The organism is Veillonella parvula, from assembly GCF_032575955.1.
Classification (GTDB): Bacteria; Bacillota; Negativicutes; order Veillonellales; family Veillonellaceae; genus Veillonella; species Veillonella parvula_J.
This window is the reverse complement of record NZ_JAWFXN010000002.1, coordinates 40,835-55,635: the sequence shown is the minus strand read 5'-3', so window position 1 is coordinate 55,635 and position 14,801 is coordinate 40,835. Positions and strand designations below refer to the sequence as shown.

The following is a 14,801-nucleotide window of genomic DNA, read 5'->3' as shown; positions in this document are numbered from 1 at the left end:
TACATATATGGAGGGCCTCAGTAAAATACTATTCAAATTTATGACTTTCGTCAATTATTACGCTATTAAATTGTTACATTATTAAGTTGTTACAGTATGCAATTGTCTATTCAGTTGTAAAGATTCAAACTGTATTAAATACAGCATGTGGCCATTACTTTATTCTTGAGTTTTATGAGCAGCGATAATTTCTTCCGCTTGCTTATGTGGAACCTCTTCATATGTATAGAACTGACGGTTAAATACGCCTTGTCCTTGTGTGATAGAGCGCAATGCAGTCACATAATCGGCCATTTCAGCCAATGGTACTTGTGCTTTAACAACAGAAATACCTGTTCTTTCACTTTGTTCCATGCCCAATACACGACCTCGACGACTATTCAAATCACCCATGATGTCGCCCATGAAAGCATCTGGTGCAAACACGTTAACTTCATAGATTGGTTCTAATAGGACTGGTTTCGCCTTAGGGATCACATCCTTGATAGCCTGTGACGTAGCTACTTTAAATGCCAACTCTGAGGAGTCTACGCTGTGGTAAGATCCATCCAAGAGTGTCACTTGCACGCCAATCATAGGATATCCTGCAATTAGGCCTTTATCTAGGGTTTCTTTGGCACCCTTTTCCACTGCTGGTATGTATTGTTTAGGTACAGCACCACCAAAAATTTTGTCTACAAATGCAAATTCGCTACCATCATATAATGGATCCACTTGAATCTTAACGTGACCATATTGACCATGACCGCCACTTTGTTTCTTATATTTAGACTCGGTTTCAGCAGAGCCTTTGATAGTTTCGCGGTACGGAATATATGGAGTCACAAGTTTAGCTTGTACGCCGTATTTACGGTCCATTTTGTTGAGAATATGCTCGAGATGTACTTCGCCCATACAATCAATTTGTAATTGGCGAGCTTCAGCATTTTTCACTACTACGCAAGTAGGATCTTCTTCTGCCACTTTAAGAACAGCACTAGCTAATTTTTCCTCCTCACCTTTTTTCACTGGCTCCATAGCCACAGTGTATAGAGGTTGAGGGAAACGGATAGCATCGTATGTCACCTTAAAGTCAGGAGCCGTTAATGTATCGCCGGTCTTAGCATTGGCCAATTTCGGTATCACTACGATATCGCCAGCTTTTGCAGCAGATACAGGGATTTGTTGCTTCCCAATAAGGGTAACCATCTTGCCCCATTTTTCTTCTACACCTTGGTTTACATCATAAAGGCGATCGCCTTCTTTCAGTTCACCAGAGAAGATACGTACAAAGCTTTGTTTGCCTGCGAATGGGTCTAACAACGTTTTGAATACGAAAGCAGTTAATGGTTTATCTACGTGTATTGCACGTTGTTCGCCGGTTTCCGCATCAGTTGCGGTCATCACTTTTTTAGTTGCATCCGGCATGTAGCGGATCATACGATCCAATACTTGATCTAAGCCAATACGAGATGTGGCACTGCCACACATGATTGGGCACACACGGCCACTAATCATCCCTTCACGCAAGCCTTGGCGGATTTCCTCTAAGGATAATTCTTCGCCTTCTAAATATTTTTCCAACAACTCATCGCTACCTTCAGCCGCGGCTTCTACGGTCATTTCCCGAATTTCTTGAGCCTTTTCGATAAGGTGAGCTGGTACAGCGACCTCTGTTGGTTGGCCGTCCTTATAAGTAAACGCAGTCATTTTTGCTACGTCTACAACGCCTTCAAAATCGGCGCCTTCACCGATAGGAATCTGCAACGGCATGATGCCTTTGCCAAATAACTCCCGCATTCTTTCAATAGTACCGAAGAAGTCGGCACCATCGACATCCATTTTATTGATAAATGCCATGCGAGGCATTTGTAATTCCACTGCATAATCCCATGCGCGAACTGTGTCAGTTTCTACACCAGATGTGGAGGAGAGCACCATCAACATGCCATCGCACGCACGCAAAGCGGCACGAACTTCGCCATGGAATTCGTTGTAACCTGGAGTGTCTATGAAGTTAACTTTATGGTCATGCCACTCACATGGTGCCATGCCCAATTGAATAGTTACATTACGTTTAATTTCTTCCGGTTCAAAGTCCATAATATGTTTATTATCTTGACCTTTACCTACGAAATCAACCGCACCAGAGGTTAACAACAAAGATTCAACAAGAGCTGTTTTACCCGCACCATCGTGGGAAACAACAGCAACGTTTCTAATTTTATCACTACTGTACTCTTTCATTGGAATCGCCTCCTTACTGGCAAATTACGGCTTTGCTAATACATTTCGACACTACAATAAAAAAATCCTCTTTTTCTGAGAAAAATTTCTTAGAAAAGGAGGATTATATAATAATACTAAATTATAAAGAAAATTTTAGTATTCCGATGTAGATCCTAAACTTAATTAAATTATTAATAAGACTTTCTCGGTATATCCTATATATAGATGGGACTAGTTCTCTCACAAAGTTATAAAAAAGACGGTCTGTACTTGTGCCGCGACATCAGGAACGAGGAGCAAGCAAGTATAAACCGTCTTTTTTAATTAAGTTGTCGCTATGTAACGGGGCCCCATCTATATATAGGTAATACTAACGACAAAGATATAGTCAGCTAAATAATTTAGTTAGAACATAGAATACTAAAATTCTCCCGTCCGTTTGCCATAGTGTTTTGAGTCCCCATTTTGTTTCCAACCTACCGTATCCCCGATGGACATAACGCGTCGCGTCAAGCAGTCTTTACATTGTTCTGCATTGTCGTCCACACATGGTTTATTATCGTATAGCAAATATTTTGCACGGTGTTCAGGAATGGTGATAATAGGCATAAGGATATTCGCCCCTGCAGCCAAGCCTTTTTCACGGCCTAGTTTGTCTAGTGCTTGTAACGCCGTCGTAGCTGCAATATTTACGTCTTTCAAGAATAAACGAGTCAAGGCAATCATCTTGAGTCCCAGTTGAACGCGACGCAATTTACCTGCTTCGTCATCAATGCCCATCGCCAATGCTTCTTGGCCTAGAGGCGTATCATGATGCACTACATAAGGCCCCATGCCGATCATATCGATATCCATGTCGCGATAGAACAAGATATCGTTTACAAGATCTTCCTCGGTTTGACCAGGTAGGCCAATCATAACGCCTGTGCCAACTTGGAAGCCGACGCGTCGCAAACGACGTAAGCATTCTACGCGCGTCTCAAAGGAGTGCAATTCATCACGAGGATGAATTTTATGGTATAAATCTGTATTAGTTGTTTCAATGCGCAGTAAATAACGGCTAGCACCGGCTTCACGCATGCGGCGGTACGCCTCTTCGCTTTGTTCCCCTACACACATCGTTATGCCAAGAGAACCATCACCGATGGCTTTAATGTCGCGAATTAAATCCACAACATAGTCTACAAAGGCATCATCACAGCGTTCACCAGATTGGAGTGTAATGGAACCATATTCATGGTCGTATGCCCACTGCGCCATCTTGATGATGTCTTCGCGGTTCATATCAAAGCGTTCCGCCTTATCGTTTTCACGACGGATGCCGCAATAATTACAATTTTTAATGCATCGGTTCGAGAACTCAATGAGGCCACGATAATATGCTACAGGCTTTACGTATTTTGCCTTTACTTCGTAGGCCTTTTTATATATTAACTGCAACTGTTCTTCATCAGTTACAGACATGAGAAATCGCAATTCTTCCTCGGTCAGCCATTCATCGCCGACGAGATCTTTTGCAAGAATGTCTTGCACTTGCAAACAATCACTTCCTTTCATAACGAATCGTCATCGATTCGCTTGGTACGGTAATGGATTCAATGTCAGTGACACAGGTAAATCCATTGATTTCGTGCGGCAAGTCCCGCACATGTTTCACTTGTCGGGTTAAACATTCGTGAGCCATCACACCGCGACTCATTTTGGAGGACGTACTCATCTGCTTAAATGTATCGCCCCGTAATTCCCAAAATTCAATGGTTACCACCTTTGGATGGTTCACCATTTTTGCATATTCTTTAGACGCTAGGTTTAAAATCCAATCTTCCTTGTGAAAGTATGCGTCTACCGCTTCACGCCAGGTATCGTATAGATTAACCCCCACCTTATCGACCATATCGAGTCGATAGTCGCGCACACCCATATTAGGTTCAACGACACCATACAACGCGGACATCACAACGAGGTGGCTTTCACTAAATGCCTTAGCCTCCTTAGATAAGTTCGGCCAGTCTAAATATTTAAAAGCAATACCATCGTAGCTTTCACAAGCGATACCTACTGGATGGGACTCAAAAGCTTGATAAAAATCAAAAAGCGCTTGTGCCTTGTCATCCTTCAGCTTTAAAGCTTTACCAAGAGCCGTTACATCGAGAGCTTGCACATGTTTTATGATTTCTTGTGTGATGTGCGGCTGAAATTGTCCGTCTCGAACTGCATGATTGACTGCCCCATCGTTGCTAGCAGCATTAGTAATTGTTTTTGTCTTACTAGGAGAGAGGACGATTTTCATGAGATAATTCCGCCTTAATAGATTCCTCTGTCAAATTATCGATCAATTCAGGGTTCCACAACATGAGAGGCACCGCCACTACGTGGCTTGCTTTCAATTCTTTACATAATTTAATGCATTCTTTGAGATAATTAGAATCTTCATCTACAAGGTCGCATACGATAACCACGTGACGCCCTTTAAGGTTTACACCTTCATAATCGATACTTTCAGCAGATACTGTAAGCATGCCTGTTTCCAAGCGGCCTTCGCTCATGTCGTTCAAACGAGACATCAATACATGCTCAAGCATAGTAGATACAGGTGTCACTACGCGGCCTATGCCAATAAGAGCCTCAGGTTGTGCATGAACGATAACCGTTTTCTTGCGTTTATCCGTTCTGAACTCAATAAGGACTTTTTCTAAAGCGCCAAAAAATACGAATAACTGCCAAGGATCAAAAGAGCCTGTTTGGAACATATCAATAACAGAACCATCCTCATCCATATTGAGGCGCGTCAATAACTCTTCAGCAATGTCGTTAACCACAACACTAAAATCAGATTGTATTGTCTCTTGTACGTTGATTTCCTTTGCCATTAGGGCCTCCTAATTTTCCATATATCACACTGCTGAGTAATACTCTCAACAGATATTATATTATTCTTAAAAATATTATTCTTAATTATACTATTCTTAATTGTACCATATTTTATACCCCTCTTGGGTATTCAAAGATACGCTTTTCACATAATAGATACGTTAGCAACATGGCAAAAGGACCGCCATAGCGGTCCTTTGCATTTTAATTTTGTATTCTAATATTATACTCTAATATTGTACTCTAATGCTGTATTCTAATTATGATTTTATAATAAACCTTTTGGTAACTAACAAAGAATGTTCTATTAGCCTACAATCAATAAGTAGATATTCATGATTGTAACGATGATACCTATGCCCCATAAGAGAATATTTGTAAATTTACGGTTCGCGTATTCTCCCATGACCTTGCGGCTACTTGTCATGTAAAGTTGCAAGAAGATGGTGATTGGTAATTGCAAGCTCAAGAACATTTGAGAGAACAATAATGCTTGGAAGGAATCTGTAATAAACACGATCAACAATAATGCTGGAACATATGTTAGTGCCAAGCCTAATCGCGTATGGAAGTCTTTCATATCGTAAGACTCGCCAAACATTCCTGCAAAGATACTTGCCCCCGCCATACCTGCCGTAGCAGATGAGGCAAAACCTGCAAATAACAATGCTATCGCAAAAATAATACCCGCTGCGGGTCCAATGAGTGGTCGCAACAACTCCTCAGCCTGTTCAAGCTCTGTTACTTCAATTCCATGAACAAAGAAGACAGCCGCCGCCAATATAATCATGGCGGAGTTAATCATCCACCCAATCCCCATAGATAACAAAGTATCGAGGAATTCATAGCGCAACTGCCGTTTCATAATCGCTGGGTCTTGTGTATTAAACTGGCGACTTTGGATGATTTCAGAGTGCAAAAACAAGTTGTGAGGCATAATTACGGCCCCTAATATACTCAAAATAACAAGCATCGATGTATTAGGAATATTAGGATCCACCCAACCGATACTAGCCGCTGCCCAATCCACATTGACCATATTTACCTCAACGAGGTACGCCAACGCGATGAGGGACACAAAGCCAGCAATGATTCGCTCTAATTTACGATAGGAGTTCGTAATGAGCATGACCGTACAGATAAGAGCCGTCAGAATGCTGCCTATCAAGATAGGAATACCAAAGAGCATCTTCAAGGCGATAGCGGCGCCAATAAACTCAGCCAAGGCTGTCGCTGCCGCCGCAATTCCTGCCGTGCTAAGCACAAAGCGAGATGCATAACGCGGTAAAAACTCATAGGCACATTCCGACAAGCATTGCCCGCGTACAATGCCTAAATGTGCCACATTATGCTGTAATAAAATGAGCATAATCGTAGATAGTGTGACTACCCACAGCAATTCATAACCGTAACTGGCGCCAGCTGCCAAATTGGCGGCCCAGTTTCCCGGATCGATAAATCCAACGGTTACGATTATACCAGGTCCTATATATTTAAAGACCTCACTGACCTGTTGCTTACCGTTTTGATGGACAGTAAACAATTGTTTCTTTAAAAAATCAATCATTATAACCCCTTACTAAGAGTTATAGAGTGAACGTCATCTCCGTCTGCATACGAGCATCTGTTTTGGACTTTTTATCCTTGGAGTCCGCATAACGAATACGCACTTCATTATTTACCTTAACGCGAGAATCATCAATTTTGAATTTCTTCATTTTTTCTTTGATTTGTTCATCTGTTAAAGCGCGTTCTTCCGGTTTTGCTACTTCATCACCAGCCTTATCAAGAGCCTCTTGTTGATCCTTGGATACTTGATACGTCTTACCAGATTTTTTAGCCTTTTCAGCACGCTTTTCATCTAGTTTTTGACGGCGCTCGTCAGTAGCTTTTTTATCGCGAGCAATACGGTAATCCATTACATCACGCATATTTTCTTGGTAAATACGCAATGCATATTCCCGATCATTGTCGTTCATTTGCTCACGTTTTGTGACTACCTCATCGATAAGTGGCATAAGCTCATCCTTTGTGTAGCTAGCACCATCAAAAGTAAATCCGTGGGTATCTGTAATAGCACCATGTTTTATGAGCCTTTGTAACGCTGTATACGTCCAATCATTAGGCGTAATAACATCTGAGTTCACATGCTGTTGTCCTTTACTAGAACTACTAACAGTCTCTACATCAGCACTTACGCCATCCACCATAGGACGTGCACTTGGAATGGCAATACTTTCAGCATGACTAAAGCCAACAGACGCAACGAGGCATAATGCGCCAATGCCTAAGGCTCGACGGATGCGATTCATTTGACGTGTATGTTTTGTATTCATAAGAGTCTCCTTAAAATTACATTTTATACAATCTATTATATGAAACCCCTAGACATACGTCAACTCTATAACCTTACACACCTGTGTCATTCAATACTAATAAGGCCTTGGACTCACTCGAATCCTCACAAATTAGGCCTATATAAATAATATAATAAATCACTATATTATACAAAAAGACCCCACATCGAGTGATGTGAGGTCTTTACATGGCGGAGGATTAGGGATTCGAACCCTAGCGACGGTAACCCGCCCTAACGATTTAGCAAACCGTCCTCTTCAGCCTCTTGAGTAATCCTCCATGCTTTACTGAGTAATCATATCATACCCAATAAGGCATTGTCAATTGTCTTATTTCAACATGGATTTGATGAACCAGATTTGTTTTACATAGTATGCAACGTGATCTTCCATCATGCTCACGAGCAAGAAATCACCTTCTTCATCAGCTGCTGCACGAATTGCTACAGCTTGATCATTCATGTATTTAAAATCTTTAAGAAGGATATCAATTACCTTTGCTTGAGGGATGTCTTCTTGACCCAATTCTTCGATTTTAGTTAATTTTGCGTATTCTGCAGAATTTACCAATGGAAATTGACCTTGCATTTTTACATGTTCTGCTACTGCATCAAAATATTCAAATGCTTCATCATAGATGGATTCCAAGTATTCATGGATGGATTTGAATTGCGGACCAGTTACATTGAAGTGTAAATTATGTAATTTTACATTCCACACGGAAAGATCTGCTAAATATTGATTTACTTGTTGTATGTTTTTCATAATAATACTCCTTTTACCATTTAATTCTCAATTACAGTTCATTCTAAAAGCAGAACAAACTCAGTTGGCTTATATGCCATCAATTCGTTTATTTAATTTATAATCAATATTGATTATGTTTATATTCTACCAATAATGATTTTCCATGTCAATATATGAATAGATATTTTTGTATAAAAGTTTAATGAAAATATTATAACCATACTAAATCAAACTTATCCCCCATACAATCCATACCAAATCTAAATCCAATAATTCACGGAATCATATTTCTACGAATCATAAAAAACCCCTAACTACTAGTTAATCCAATAGTTAGAGGTTTGTATGATTCTATATTAAATATGATTATATATTAAATACGTTTCTATATTAAATATAGTATTCTATGTAATTATCAGGAATCTTCTTCTCCTCTGCTTGTGCAGCAGCTGCATTGCGACTAGGTTTACGGACATACATATTTTCTGGATCTGTTTCAAAGATTACCATATCCTTAGGAATATCATGTTTGATAACGAGATTACAGCCAATCTTCGTGCGCGCACCAATCGTAATATCCCCTAAGATTTTTGTACCCGTACCGATGAGTACATCATCTTCAATGGTCGGATGACGCTTTACCTTTTTAGAAGACATCCCACCTAGTGTTACTTGATGGAACAAGGTTACATTATCACCTACAATAGCCGTTTCACCAATAACAACCCCCATACCGTGATCGATAAAGAGACCGCGACCAATCGTCGCACCTGGATGGATTTCAATGCCCGTTACATGACGAGAATGGAGAGCCACACGACGAGCCAAGATGGGCCACCCCGCCTTATATAAACGGTGGGCAAAGAAATGCCAGAACAAAGCCGTAATATGCGGATATGTCCATATAACCATCCATACACTTGTGGCAGCTGGGTCAGAATCCATTACACGCTTAATATTATATTGAATTTTGCCCCATAATTCGCGCAAACCTTGCATCATAGTGACTCCATCTCAAATAACTCTACTTACATTCTACAGAAATATAGATATATCTAGTATACAACATATTTGGTCTATATTCCTATATATAAGGCTTTATATCTATATAGAACCTATTCTTATACCAATCCAAAATTCCGTATTGTATCTATTTAAAATCTATTATTTAACGTATTCGTTGTTGCCGAAGTCCAAGAGGGATAAATATTTCTCTACTCCATCAGGTGCAATAACAACGATGTTCGCCTTAGGTAACTCACGAGCCATCCGTTTTGCCGCTACAATGGCCGCCCCCGCGGAAAGGCCAATAGAAATACCACTTTCACGCATAAAGGTTTGCACCTCGCTAAAAGCTTCTTCGTCACTTACAGTTTGCACACCATCCATCAATGTTTGGTCAAAGTTTTCAGGAATAAACCCAGCCCCAATCCCTTGAATTTTATGAGGGCCGCCCTTACCTTCGGTAATAGCAGGAGATCCCGTTGGCTCTACAGCAATGGCTTTTAGATTAGGATTATGTTCTTTCAATCGTCTTGTAACGCCTGTGAAAGTACCACCCGTGCCGATACCCGCTACAAATACATCAACATTCGGCACTTGTTCTACAATTTCAGTACCCGTCGTGCGGTAATGCATATCTGGGTTTGCAGGATTTACGAATTGCCCCAAGGTGAAAGCATTTGGATACTTCTCTAAAATTTCATTGGCCCGCTCAAGAGCCCCCTTCATACCTGTTTCTTTTGGTGTTAAGATGAGCTGCGCCCCATACGCCTTAATAAGCTCACGGCGTTCTTTACTCATACTTTCAGGCATGATAATCACTGTTTTAATATGTAAAATAGCGCCTACCATAGCAAGAGCGATCCCCGTATTACCACTTGTGGCTTCTACGATGATGCTATCCTCATGGATGCGACCTTGCTCTCTTGCAGCCTGTAACATACCGAGAACGGCACGGTCTTTTACAGAACCGCCTACATTATATTTTTCAAGTTTTACATAAATATTGGTATTTGGCAATTGATATATCGGTGTTTTACCAATAAGTTCAGTTGTTTGGTTTGTTACTATACTCATCTAATTCTCCCTCTAGCGATAGATGATAAAAATCGTCCTTAGGAACATCCCAAGGACGATTTTATATTGCACCTTGTTATTCACCATATACGGGGTATAACCGTTTATGTATTCCAATTAATACAACCATACTCTAACATTTGAATCATTTCATTGTCAAGAGAATGAGAACGACTTTTAAAACCCTAAAAATACAGGAAATAACTAGCTTTATCTATTTTTTTGTAAGTGCGTCAAGTACCCCATCCCATGTGATGGGTACCATTATAATGATGAGGGCCAATCCTATAAAGAAAACCGCTCCTACCAAGACTGTAAGACGAGGGATAAGAGATATAGCCATACTACTAGCTAAGTGCGATACTTTAGTTACATCATGATGTAATGCTACATAGCCCCATAAGAAACCAGCAACTGCATAGGTGACAATGTATGGGTCGAAAATGATTAGGGTAGTCATTTCATTATCAACATGCATAATTCGGTTAATACTTGGTGATACTAGTACATTTGCAAGTATGGCTAGGATTTTAAACCACACTAGGCACACGATATAAGGCCACATTGTTTTTATCGTCATTCTCAGCATATAGAGCAAGCCCACCAAACTCGCTCCAAGAAAGCCTCTTTGACTCTCCATATACTGCTCCATCCAAGAAGGCTTATGTTTACCTACATCTACTTGGTCATAATAAAAGGATAAATCCCGTTCTCCATGAGCTAAATCAACGAGCCCTAACACTTGAAATAACACAAGCGAAAAGACTAGAATAACGCCTATTTGAAAACTTTCACTAAAGAACATGTCCATAGGATCGAAATCAAGATAACCAATGTTAAAAAGATTACCATATACATCGTGAAACGCAATATATATACCATTCGTTACGAGCATATCTAACACAAATAGGAGCAACACAAACATGATATATCCATTCCAGCGAGTCCATTTACTTTGTTCTCTTAAATGAGTGTGAGTCCCTACGATTATTGATGCAGGTTGTAAAGACAAGGTCACACCCATCATAAAACAAGTAATAAAGGATGCGACCATTGTTAAATATTCGTATGCCATATTAACGATATGCTACGCGCTCAGGCTGCATGTCATGGAAATGAAGGCGCTCTTTTGCCGTCTTTTCCCACTCTGTACCAGGCTTGCCGTAATTTGCGTATGGATCGATGGACAAACCACCGCGCGGCGTGAACTTACCCCAAACCTCGATATATTTAGGATCCATCAACTTCACAAGATCTTTCATGATGATGTTGATGCAGTCCTCGTGAAAGTCCCCGTGATTGCGGAAACTAAACAGATATAACTTCAAAGACTTGGACTCTACCATTTTCTTATCTGGCACATAAGAAATATAGATTGTGGCAAAGTCTGGTTGCCCTGTCATAGGACACAAGCTTGTAAACTCAGGACAGTTAAACTTAACGAAGTAATCATTATCAGGGTGTTTATTATCAAATGCCTCCAACACCTGTGGCGCATAATCAGTAGGATAATCGGTCTTGTGACCTAACATCGTTACCCCTTGTAACTCTTTTTCAGATCTGCCGGATGCCATAAGGAACCTCTTTCTATAAAATATAAATTCTGCGAAATCATTCAATATAAATAAATTATATCATACGTAGTGCTAAAAAAGTCCTCCCTCAGGTCTAGTTAAACTGTTAGTAGCAACTAATGCATCTAATAACATGCTCTCAAACATCAAATCCATAAAAACTAAAAGGACACTATGGTTCCAACCCATTCAGTAATACCGCTCACTGAAGATTAGACTATAGCGTCCTTTTTTAGATTCATATACCTTATATTAGCATTATACGTTAATCAATAGATCCTGCTATATGTACGGTCAGAATATCTAATAATAGGTCAAAATATATAAATATATGTATAAAGCTACTAGAAATAACCAAACATATACGCCAGCTTTAAAATTAAACTGATATTTTTCTACTTTATCACTTTCAAACTCATTATTTTTAAGCATAAAGTACATTCCAACTAAAGAAATCCCCATACAAAATATCCACCAAAACAACATAGTAAATGGAGATATTAAATTACGTATGAAAAATATTCCAAACCCGAGGACTAAGCTAAAAGTATAGATAATTCGAGCTAAACTAAGCTTACCTTTATGCGTAATAAGTTTGTATATGAGGAATATAATACCAAGTATTATAATCAGATCTTGATACATTACTTATCTACATCCCTTTTCAAATTAAATTTAATTTCATCTTTAATACGATCGCCAAATGTTGCACCAGCAACACCAACAGCAAAAGCTCCTACAGGACCAGCACCACTTCCTACAAGTCCGCCACCTAATCCAGTAGCTACAGGAATTAAATCAGCTCCCCAGGCTTCTACTAGTTCACGCCCACTGTATACTTGATAGTCCATATATAAGTCCTTAGCTAAATAACCAATTAAAACAGGTCCTCCAGTTCGAGAAACAGTACGTGCAAATTTTGATGCCTTTTCAGTATAATGAACATATCCAACCCATGGTTGATTTCCTACCTCTGATAATACATTTTGAGCTACAGACTTTCCTAAATCATCTTTAGTCCGAACAAATTCTGAATTATTAGAATTTTTTAGTATTTCACTATGATTAAAAGACAAGAACTTCGGTTTATCAAATAAATTAGCTTTATACTCTTTTGTTCCTCTAATTATAATATGATTTACTTCTCTTCCATCAGAATTATAATACTTATATATAAATCCATATGTAGGATTAACAGCACCTATTTTTTCTTTATATTGATGAATATGTTTTCTTATTAAAGAATATAAATTCGGATTATTTCTATAAGAGGCATTTTGATAATATTCATTTTCAATTTTATTTATTAATTCTGCTTCCTGTTCCCTATCAACTGATAACCAATATCCTTGGATATCATTACGTTCCTTCTGACTTTTAGCCTCCGCCAGTAACACTGATATTAGCCCCAACAGACCAATTTTTACGTTTCGCATTTTCAAGTCATTTGCTTAAATGAACGTAAAATAGGGACAACAGATAAAATACAAGTTTATTAGATTCTATCACAGTCCCGCTTTATTAATTATAAAGATATACAAATACTAATTACACATATAACAATTCCCCTAAAAGATTAAAAAATGAACAAAGATTTTTCATCATATAACTCGTTAGCAAAAATATCGCTTATTGTATGCCCCTCTAAACAGGGAATTGTAAAAAAACATCTAAATCCTACTCTTTAATGACGCATTCGTCATTAATCCAAAATTCCCAAACAACATTATTAGGAGTTATAAAACATTCTAACCCTTTATACGAAAATTCAATTTCATCATTCATAGCTAAATAACTTCTCATTTCATTTAATCTATTCATAGTTATGTTTACTCCTTTCATTATTAATCCATACATGTTTATGTGGGAGTAGATGTTTTCCACCATGAGAAAACTCAATATCTACTATTATATTACCATCATTATCAAAATAACGTCTCTGCTTAACTTCACCATTTGCAATCAAATCTACATAGGAATTAGGCTCTCCAAAATGATTTGATTTTTCTATTTTAGCTCTATCTAATACCTTATGCTTCTTCAATGGTACCCCTAAGTCCATTTGTTCATATTGCCAATCAGGAACCTTTCCTTTGATTGAAGAAATGTCCATGTGATCTTTTTGAATAATCCCACCAGTTTGTTGCTTCTGTGCTTTTGCGAATAAAGTAATATCATTCCCAAAATTCTTACCAGAATTAGCTATTACTCCACCTCCAGCCGCAATTTGACCTACTTCAGCGGAAGTTAATGAAAGTGAAGCACCAGAAGATGGTGCAGCACCAGCAATTGTCAAGCCAGTTTCCCCCAAACCAGTAACAACTAATCCAGCTCCCTCAACGGTAGTAATTGCATCACTAGTCATACGACCCGCATAGTAGTAGTTATTATTCGGTCTATTTAAATCTAATCTTGTTCGTACATGTGTAGTGAACGATTAAATAAAAAGGACGCTATAGTTCTAAACCATTAGTATATACTACTGAAGATTAGACTATAGCATCCATTTTAGGTCTATATACCTTATATTAGAATTAAATATTAATCAATAAAATCCTACTATATGCATTATCAAAGTATCTAATAATAGGTTAGAACATATAAATATATGTATAAAGCGACTAGAAATAACCAAGCATATACACCTACTTTAAAATTAGACTGATATTTCTCTACTTTATCACTTTCAAACTCGTCATTCTTAAGCATGAAATACATCCCAACCAAAGAAATTCCCATGCAAACTATTGACAGAAAAATCACCATAAATCCGGATAGAAATTCATGAAGTAGCCCTACTCCAAACCACGCAACAAGACCTAGCATATTAGCCATTCGGTCCTCACTAATAGGTCCTTTATGAGTTACTAATTTATATAAGATAGATATTATACCTATTACTGAAATTAAATCCTTAAACATTATTTATCTGTATACTTGATAGTTCATATATAAGTCCTTAAGT

The 14,801-nt window shown here is 38.6% G+C and carries 14 protein-coding genes and 1 tRNA gene; all 15 read right to left on the bottom strand.

Translation table 11 applies throughout. The features are described 5' to 3' along the window. Positions 1 to 159 precede the first annotated feature (159 nt). The 15 genes from fusA to E7L28_RS03020 all read right to left on the bottom strand — a co-directional run bounded on the left by fusA (position 160) and on the right by E7L28_RS03020 (position 14,671). Positions 160 to 2,226, bottom strand: a complete 2,067-nt coding sequence (gene fusA, locus E7L28_RS03090; RefSeq protein WP_316692304.1) for an elongation factor G — start codon at positions 2,224 to 2,226, stop codon at positions 160 to 162. Between the two features lie 402 nt (positions 2,227 to 2,628). Next, positions 2,629 to 3,765: a [FeFe] hydrogenase H-cluster radical SAM maturase HydE gene (gene hydE, locus E7L28_RS03085; RefSeq protein WP_302498215.1), complete on the bottom strand. Its 1,137-nt coding sequence runs from the start codon at positions 3,763 to 3,765 to the stop codon at positions 2,629 to 2,631. Next, positions 3,752 to 4,498 carry a YaaA family protein gene (locus E7L28_RS03080; protein WP_288565398.1) on the bottom strand — a complete coding sequence of 249 codons (747 nt, stop codon included), beginning with the start codon at positions 4,496 to 4,498 and terminating at the stop codon, positions 3,752 to 3,754. Before E7L28_RS03080 ends, hydE begins: the two co-directional genes overlap by 14 nt. After that, positions 4,476 to 5,078 carry a hypothetical protein gene (locus tag E7L28_RS03075; protein ID WP_316604252.1) on the bottom strand — a complete coding sequence of 201 codons (603 nt, stop codon included), beginning with the start codon at positions 5,076 to 5,078 and terminating at the stop codon, positions 4,476 to 4,478. The genes E7L28_RS03080 and E7L28_RS03075 overlap by 23 nt, the downstream gene beginning before the upstream one ends. A gap of 308 nt (positions 5,079 to 5,386) precedes the next feature. Further along, entirely contained in the window at positions 5,387 to 6,646 is a 1,260-nt protein-coding gene (locus tag E7L28_RS03070) for an Nramp family divalent metal transporter (protein WP_316604253.1), read from the bottom strand. A 19-nt stretch (positions 6,647 to 6,665) separates the two neighbouring features. Then, positions 6,666 to 7,415 carry a hypothetical protein gene (locus E7L28_RS03065; RefSeq protein ID WP_316604254.1) on the bottom strand — a complete coding sequence of 250 codons (750 nt, stop codon included), beginning with the start codon at positions 7,413 to 7,415 and terminating at the stop codon, positions 6,666 to 6,668. Positions 7,416 to 7,625: 210 nt separating this feature from the next. Continuing rightward, positions 7,626 to 7,716, bottom strand: a tRNA-Ser gene (locus E7L28_RS03060). Positions 7,717 to 7,766: 50 nt separating this feature from the next. Beyond that, positions 7,767 to 8,201, bottom strand: coding sequence for a Dps family protein (locus tag E7L28_RS03055; RefSeq protein WP_316604255.1), 435 nt, complete (start codon positions 8,199 to 8,201; stop codon positions 7,767 to 7,769). A gap of 372 nt (positions 8,202 to 8,573) precedes the next feature. Further along, on the bottom strand, positions 8,574 to 9,185 hold the full coding sequence (gene epsC / locus E7L28_RS03050; protein WP_105086845.1) for a serine O-acetyltransferase EpsC: 612 nt from the start codon (positions 9,183 to 9,185) through the stop codon (positions 8,574 to 8,576). Positions 9,186 to 9,347: 162 nt separating this feature from the next. Beyond that, positions 9,348 to 10,262 carry a cysteine synthase A gene (cysK, locus tag E7L28_RS03045; protein WP_004694163.1) on the bottom strand — a complete coding sequence of 305 codons (915 nt, stop codon included), beginning with the start codon at positions 10,260 to 10,262 and terminating at the stop codon, positions 9,348 to 9,350. Between the two features lie 214 nt (positions 10,263 to 10,476). Further along, positions 10,477 to 11,337, bottom strand: coding sequence for a hypothetical protein (locus E7L28_RS03040; RefSeq protein WP_316604256.1), 861 nt, complete (start codon positions 11,335 to 11,337; stop codon positions 10,477 to 10,479). A gap of 1 nt (position 11,338) precedes the next feature. Next, positions 11,339 to 11,836, bottom strand: coding sequence for a preQ(1) synthase (gene queF / locus E7L28_RS03035; protein WP_004697960.1), 498 nt, complete (start codon positions 11,834 to 11,836; stop codon positions 11,339 to 11,341). A gap of 644 nt (positions 11,837 to 12,480) precedes the next feature. After that, on the bottom strand, positions 12,481 to 13,272 hold the full coding sequence (locus E7L28_RS03030) for a hypothetical protein (protein ID WP_316597927.1): 792 nt from the start codon (positions 13,270 to 13,272) through the stop codon (positions 12,481 to 12,483). Between the two features lie 377 nt (positions 13,273 to 13,649). Further along, positions 13,650 to 14,201 carry a hypothetical protein gene (locus E7L28_RS03025; RefSeq protein WP_021147607.1) on the bottom strand — a complete coding sequence of 184 codons (552 nt, stop codon included), beginning with the start codon at positions 14,199 to 14,201 and terminating at the stop codon, positions 13,650 to 13,652. Between the two features lie 215 nt (positions 14,202 to 14,416). Beyond that, positions 14,417 to 14,671: a hypothetical protein gene (locus tag E7L28_RS03020; RefSeq protein WP_051147510.1), complete on the bottom strand. Its 255-nt coding sequence runs from the start codon at positions 14,669 to 14,671 to the stop codon at positions 14,417 to 14,419. Positions 14,672 to 14,801: the final 130 nt, after the last annotated feature.

Excerpts from the sequence above, each read along its gene's own strand:
- E7L28_RS03025 (WP_021147607.1), bottom strand. The coding sequence starts at position 14,201 with ATGACTAGTGATGCAATTACTACCGTTGAGGGAGCTGGATTAGTTGTT.
- E7L28_RS03040 (WP_316604256.1), bottom strand. The coding sequence starts at position 11,337 with ATGGCATACGAATATTTAACAATGGTCGCATCCTTTATTACTTGTTTT.
- E7L28_RS03030 (WP_316597927.1), bottom strand. The coding sequence starts at position 13,272 with ATGCGAAACGTAAAAATTGGTCTGTTGGGGCTAATATCAGTGTTACTG.
- queF (WP_004697960.1), bottom strand. The coding sequence starts at position 11,836 with ATGGCATCCGGCAGATCTGAAAAAGAGTTACAAGGGGTAACGATGTTA.
- E7L28_RS03075 (WP_316604252.1), bottom strand. The coding sequence starts at position 5,078 with ATGGCAAAGGAAATCAACGTACAAGAGACAATACAATCTGATTTTAGT.
- cysK (WP_004694163.1), bottom strand. The coding sequence starts at position 10,262 with ATGAGTATAGTAACAAACCAAACAACTGAACTTATTGGTAAAACACCG.
- epsC (WP_105086845.1), bottom strand. The coding sequence starts at position 9,185 with ATGATGCAAGGTTTGCGCGAATTATGGGGCAAAATTCAATATAATATT.
- hydE (WP_302498215.1), bottom strand. The coding sequence starts at position 3,765 with ATGAAAGGAAGTGATTGTTTGCAAGTGCAAGACATTCTTGCAAAAGAT.
- E7L28_RS03055 (WP_316604255.1), bottom strand. The coding sequence starts at position 8,201 with ATGAAAAACATACAACAAGTAAATCAATATTTAGCAGATCTTTCCGTG.
- fusA (WP_316692304.1), bottom strand. The coding sequence starts at position 2,226 with ATGAAAGAGTACAGTAGTGATAAAATTAGAAACGTTGCTGTTGTTTCC.
- E7L28_RS03065 (WP_316604254.1), bottom strand. The coding sequence starts at position 7,415 with ATGAATACAAAACATACACGTCAAATGAATCGCATCCGTCGAGCCTTA.
- E7L28_RS03070 (WP_316604253.1), bottom strand. The coding sequence starts at position 6,646 with ATGATTGATTTTTTAAAGAAACAATTGTTTACTGTCCATCAAAACGGT.
- E7L28_RS03080 (WP_288565398.1), bottom strand. The coding sequence starts at position 4,498 with ATGAAAATCGTCCTCTCTCCTAGTAAGACAAAAACAATTACTAATGCT.
- E7L28_RS03020 (WP_051147510.1), bottom strand. The coding sequence starts at position 14,671 with ATGGCTAATATGCTAGGTCTTGTTGCGTGGTTTGGAGTAGGGCTACTT.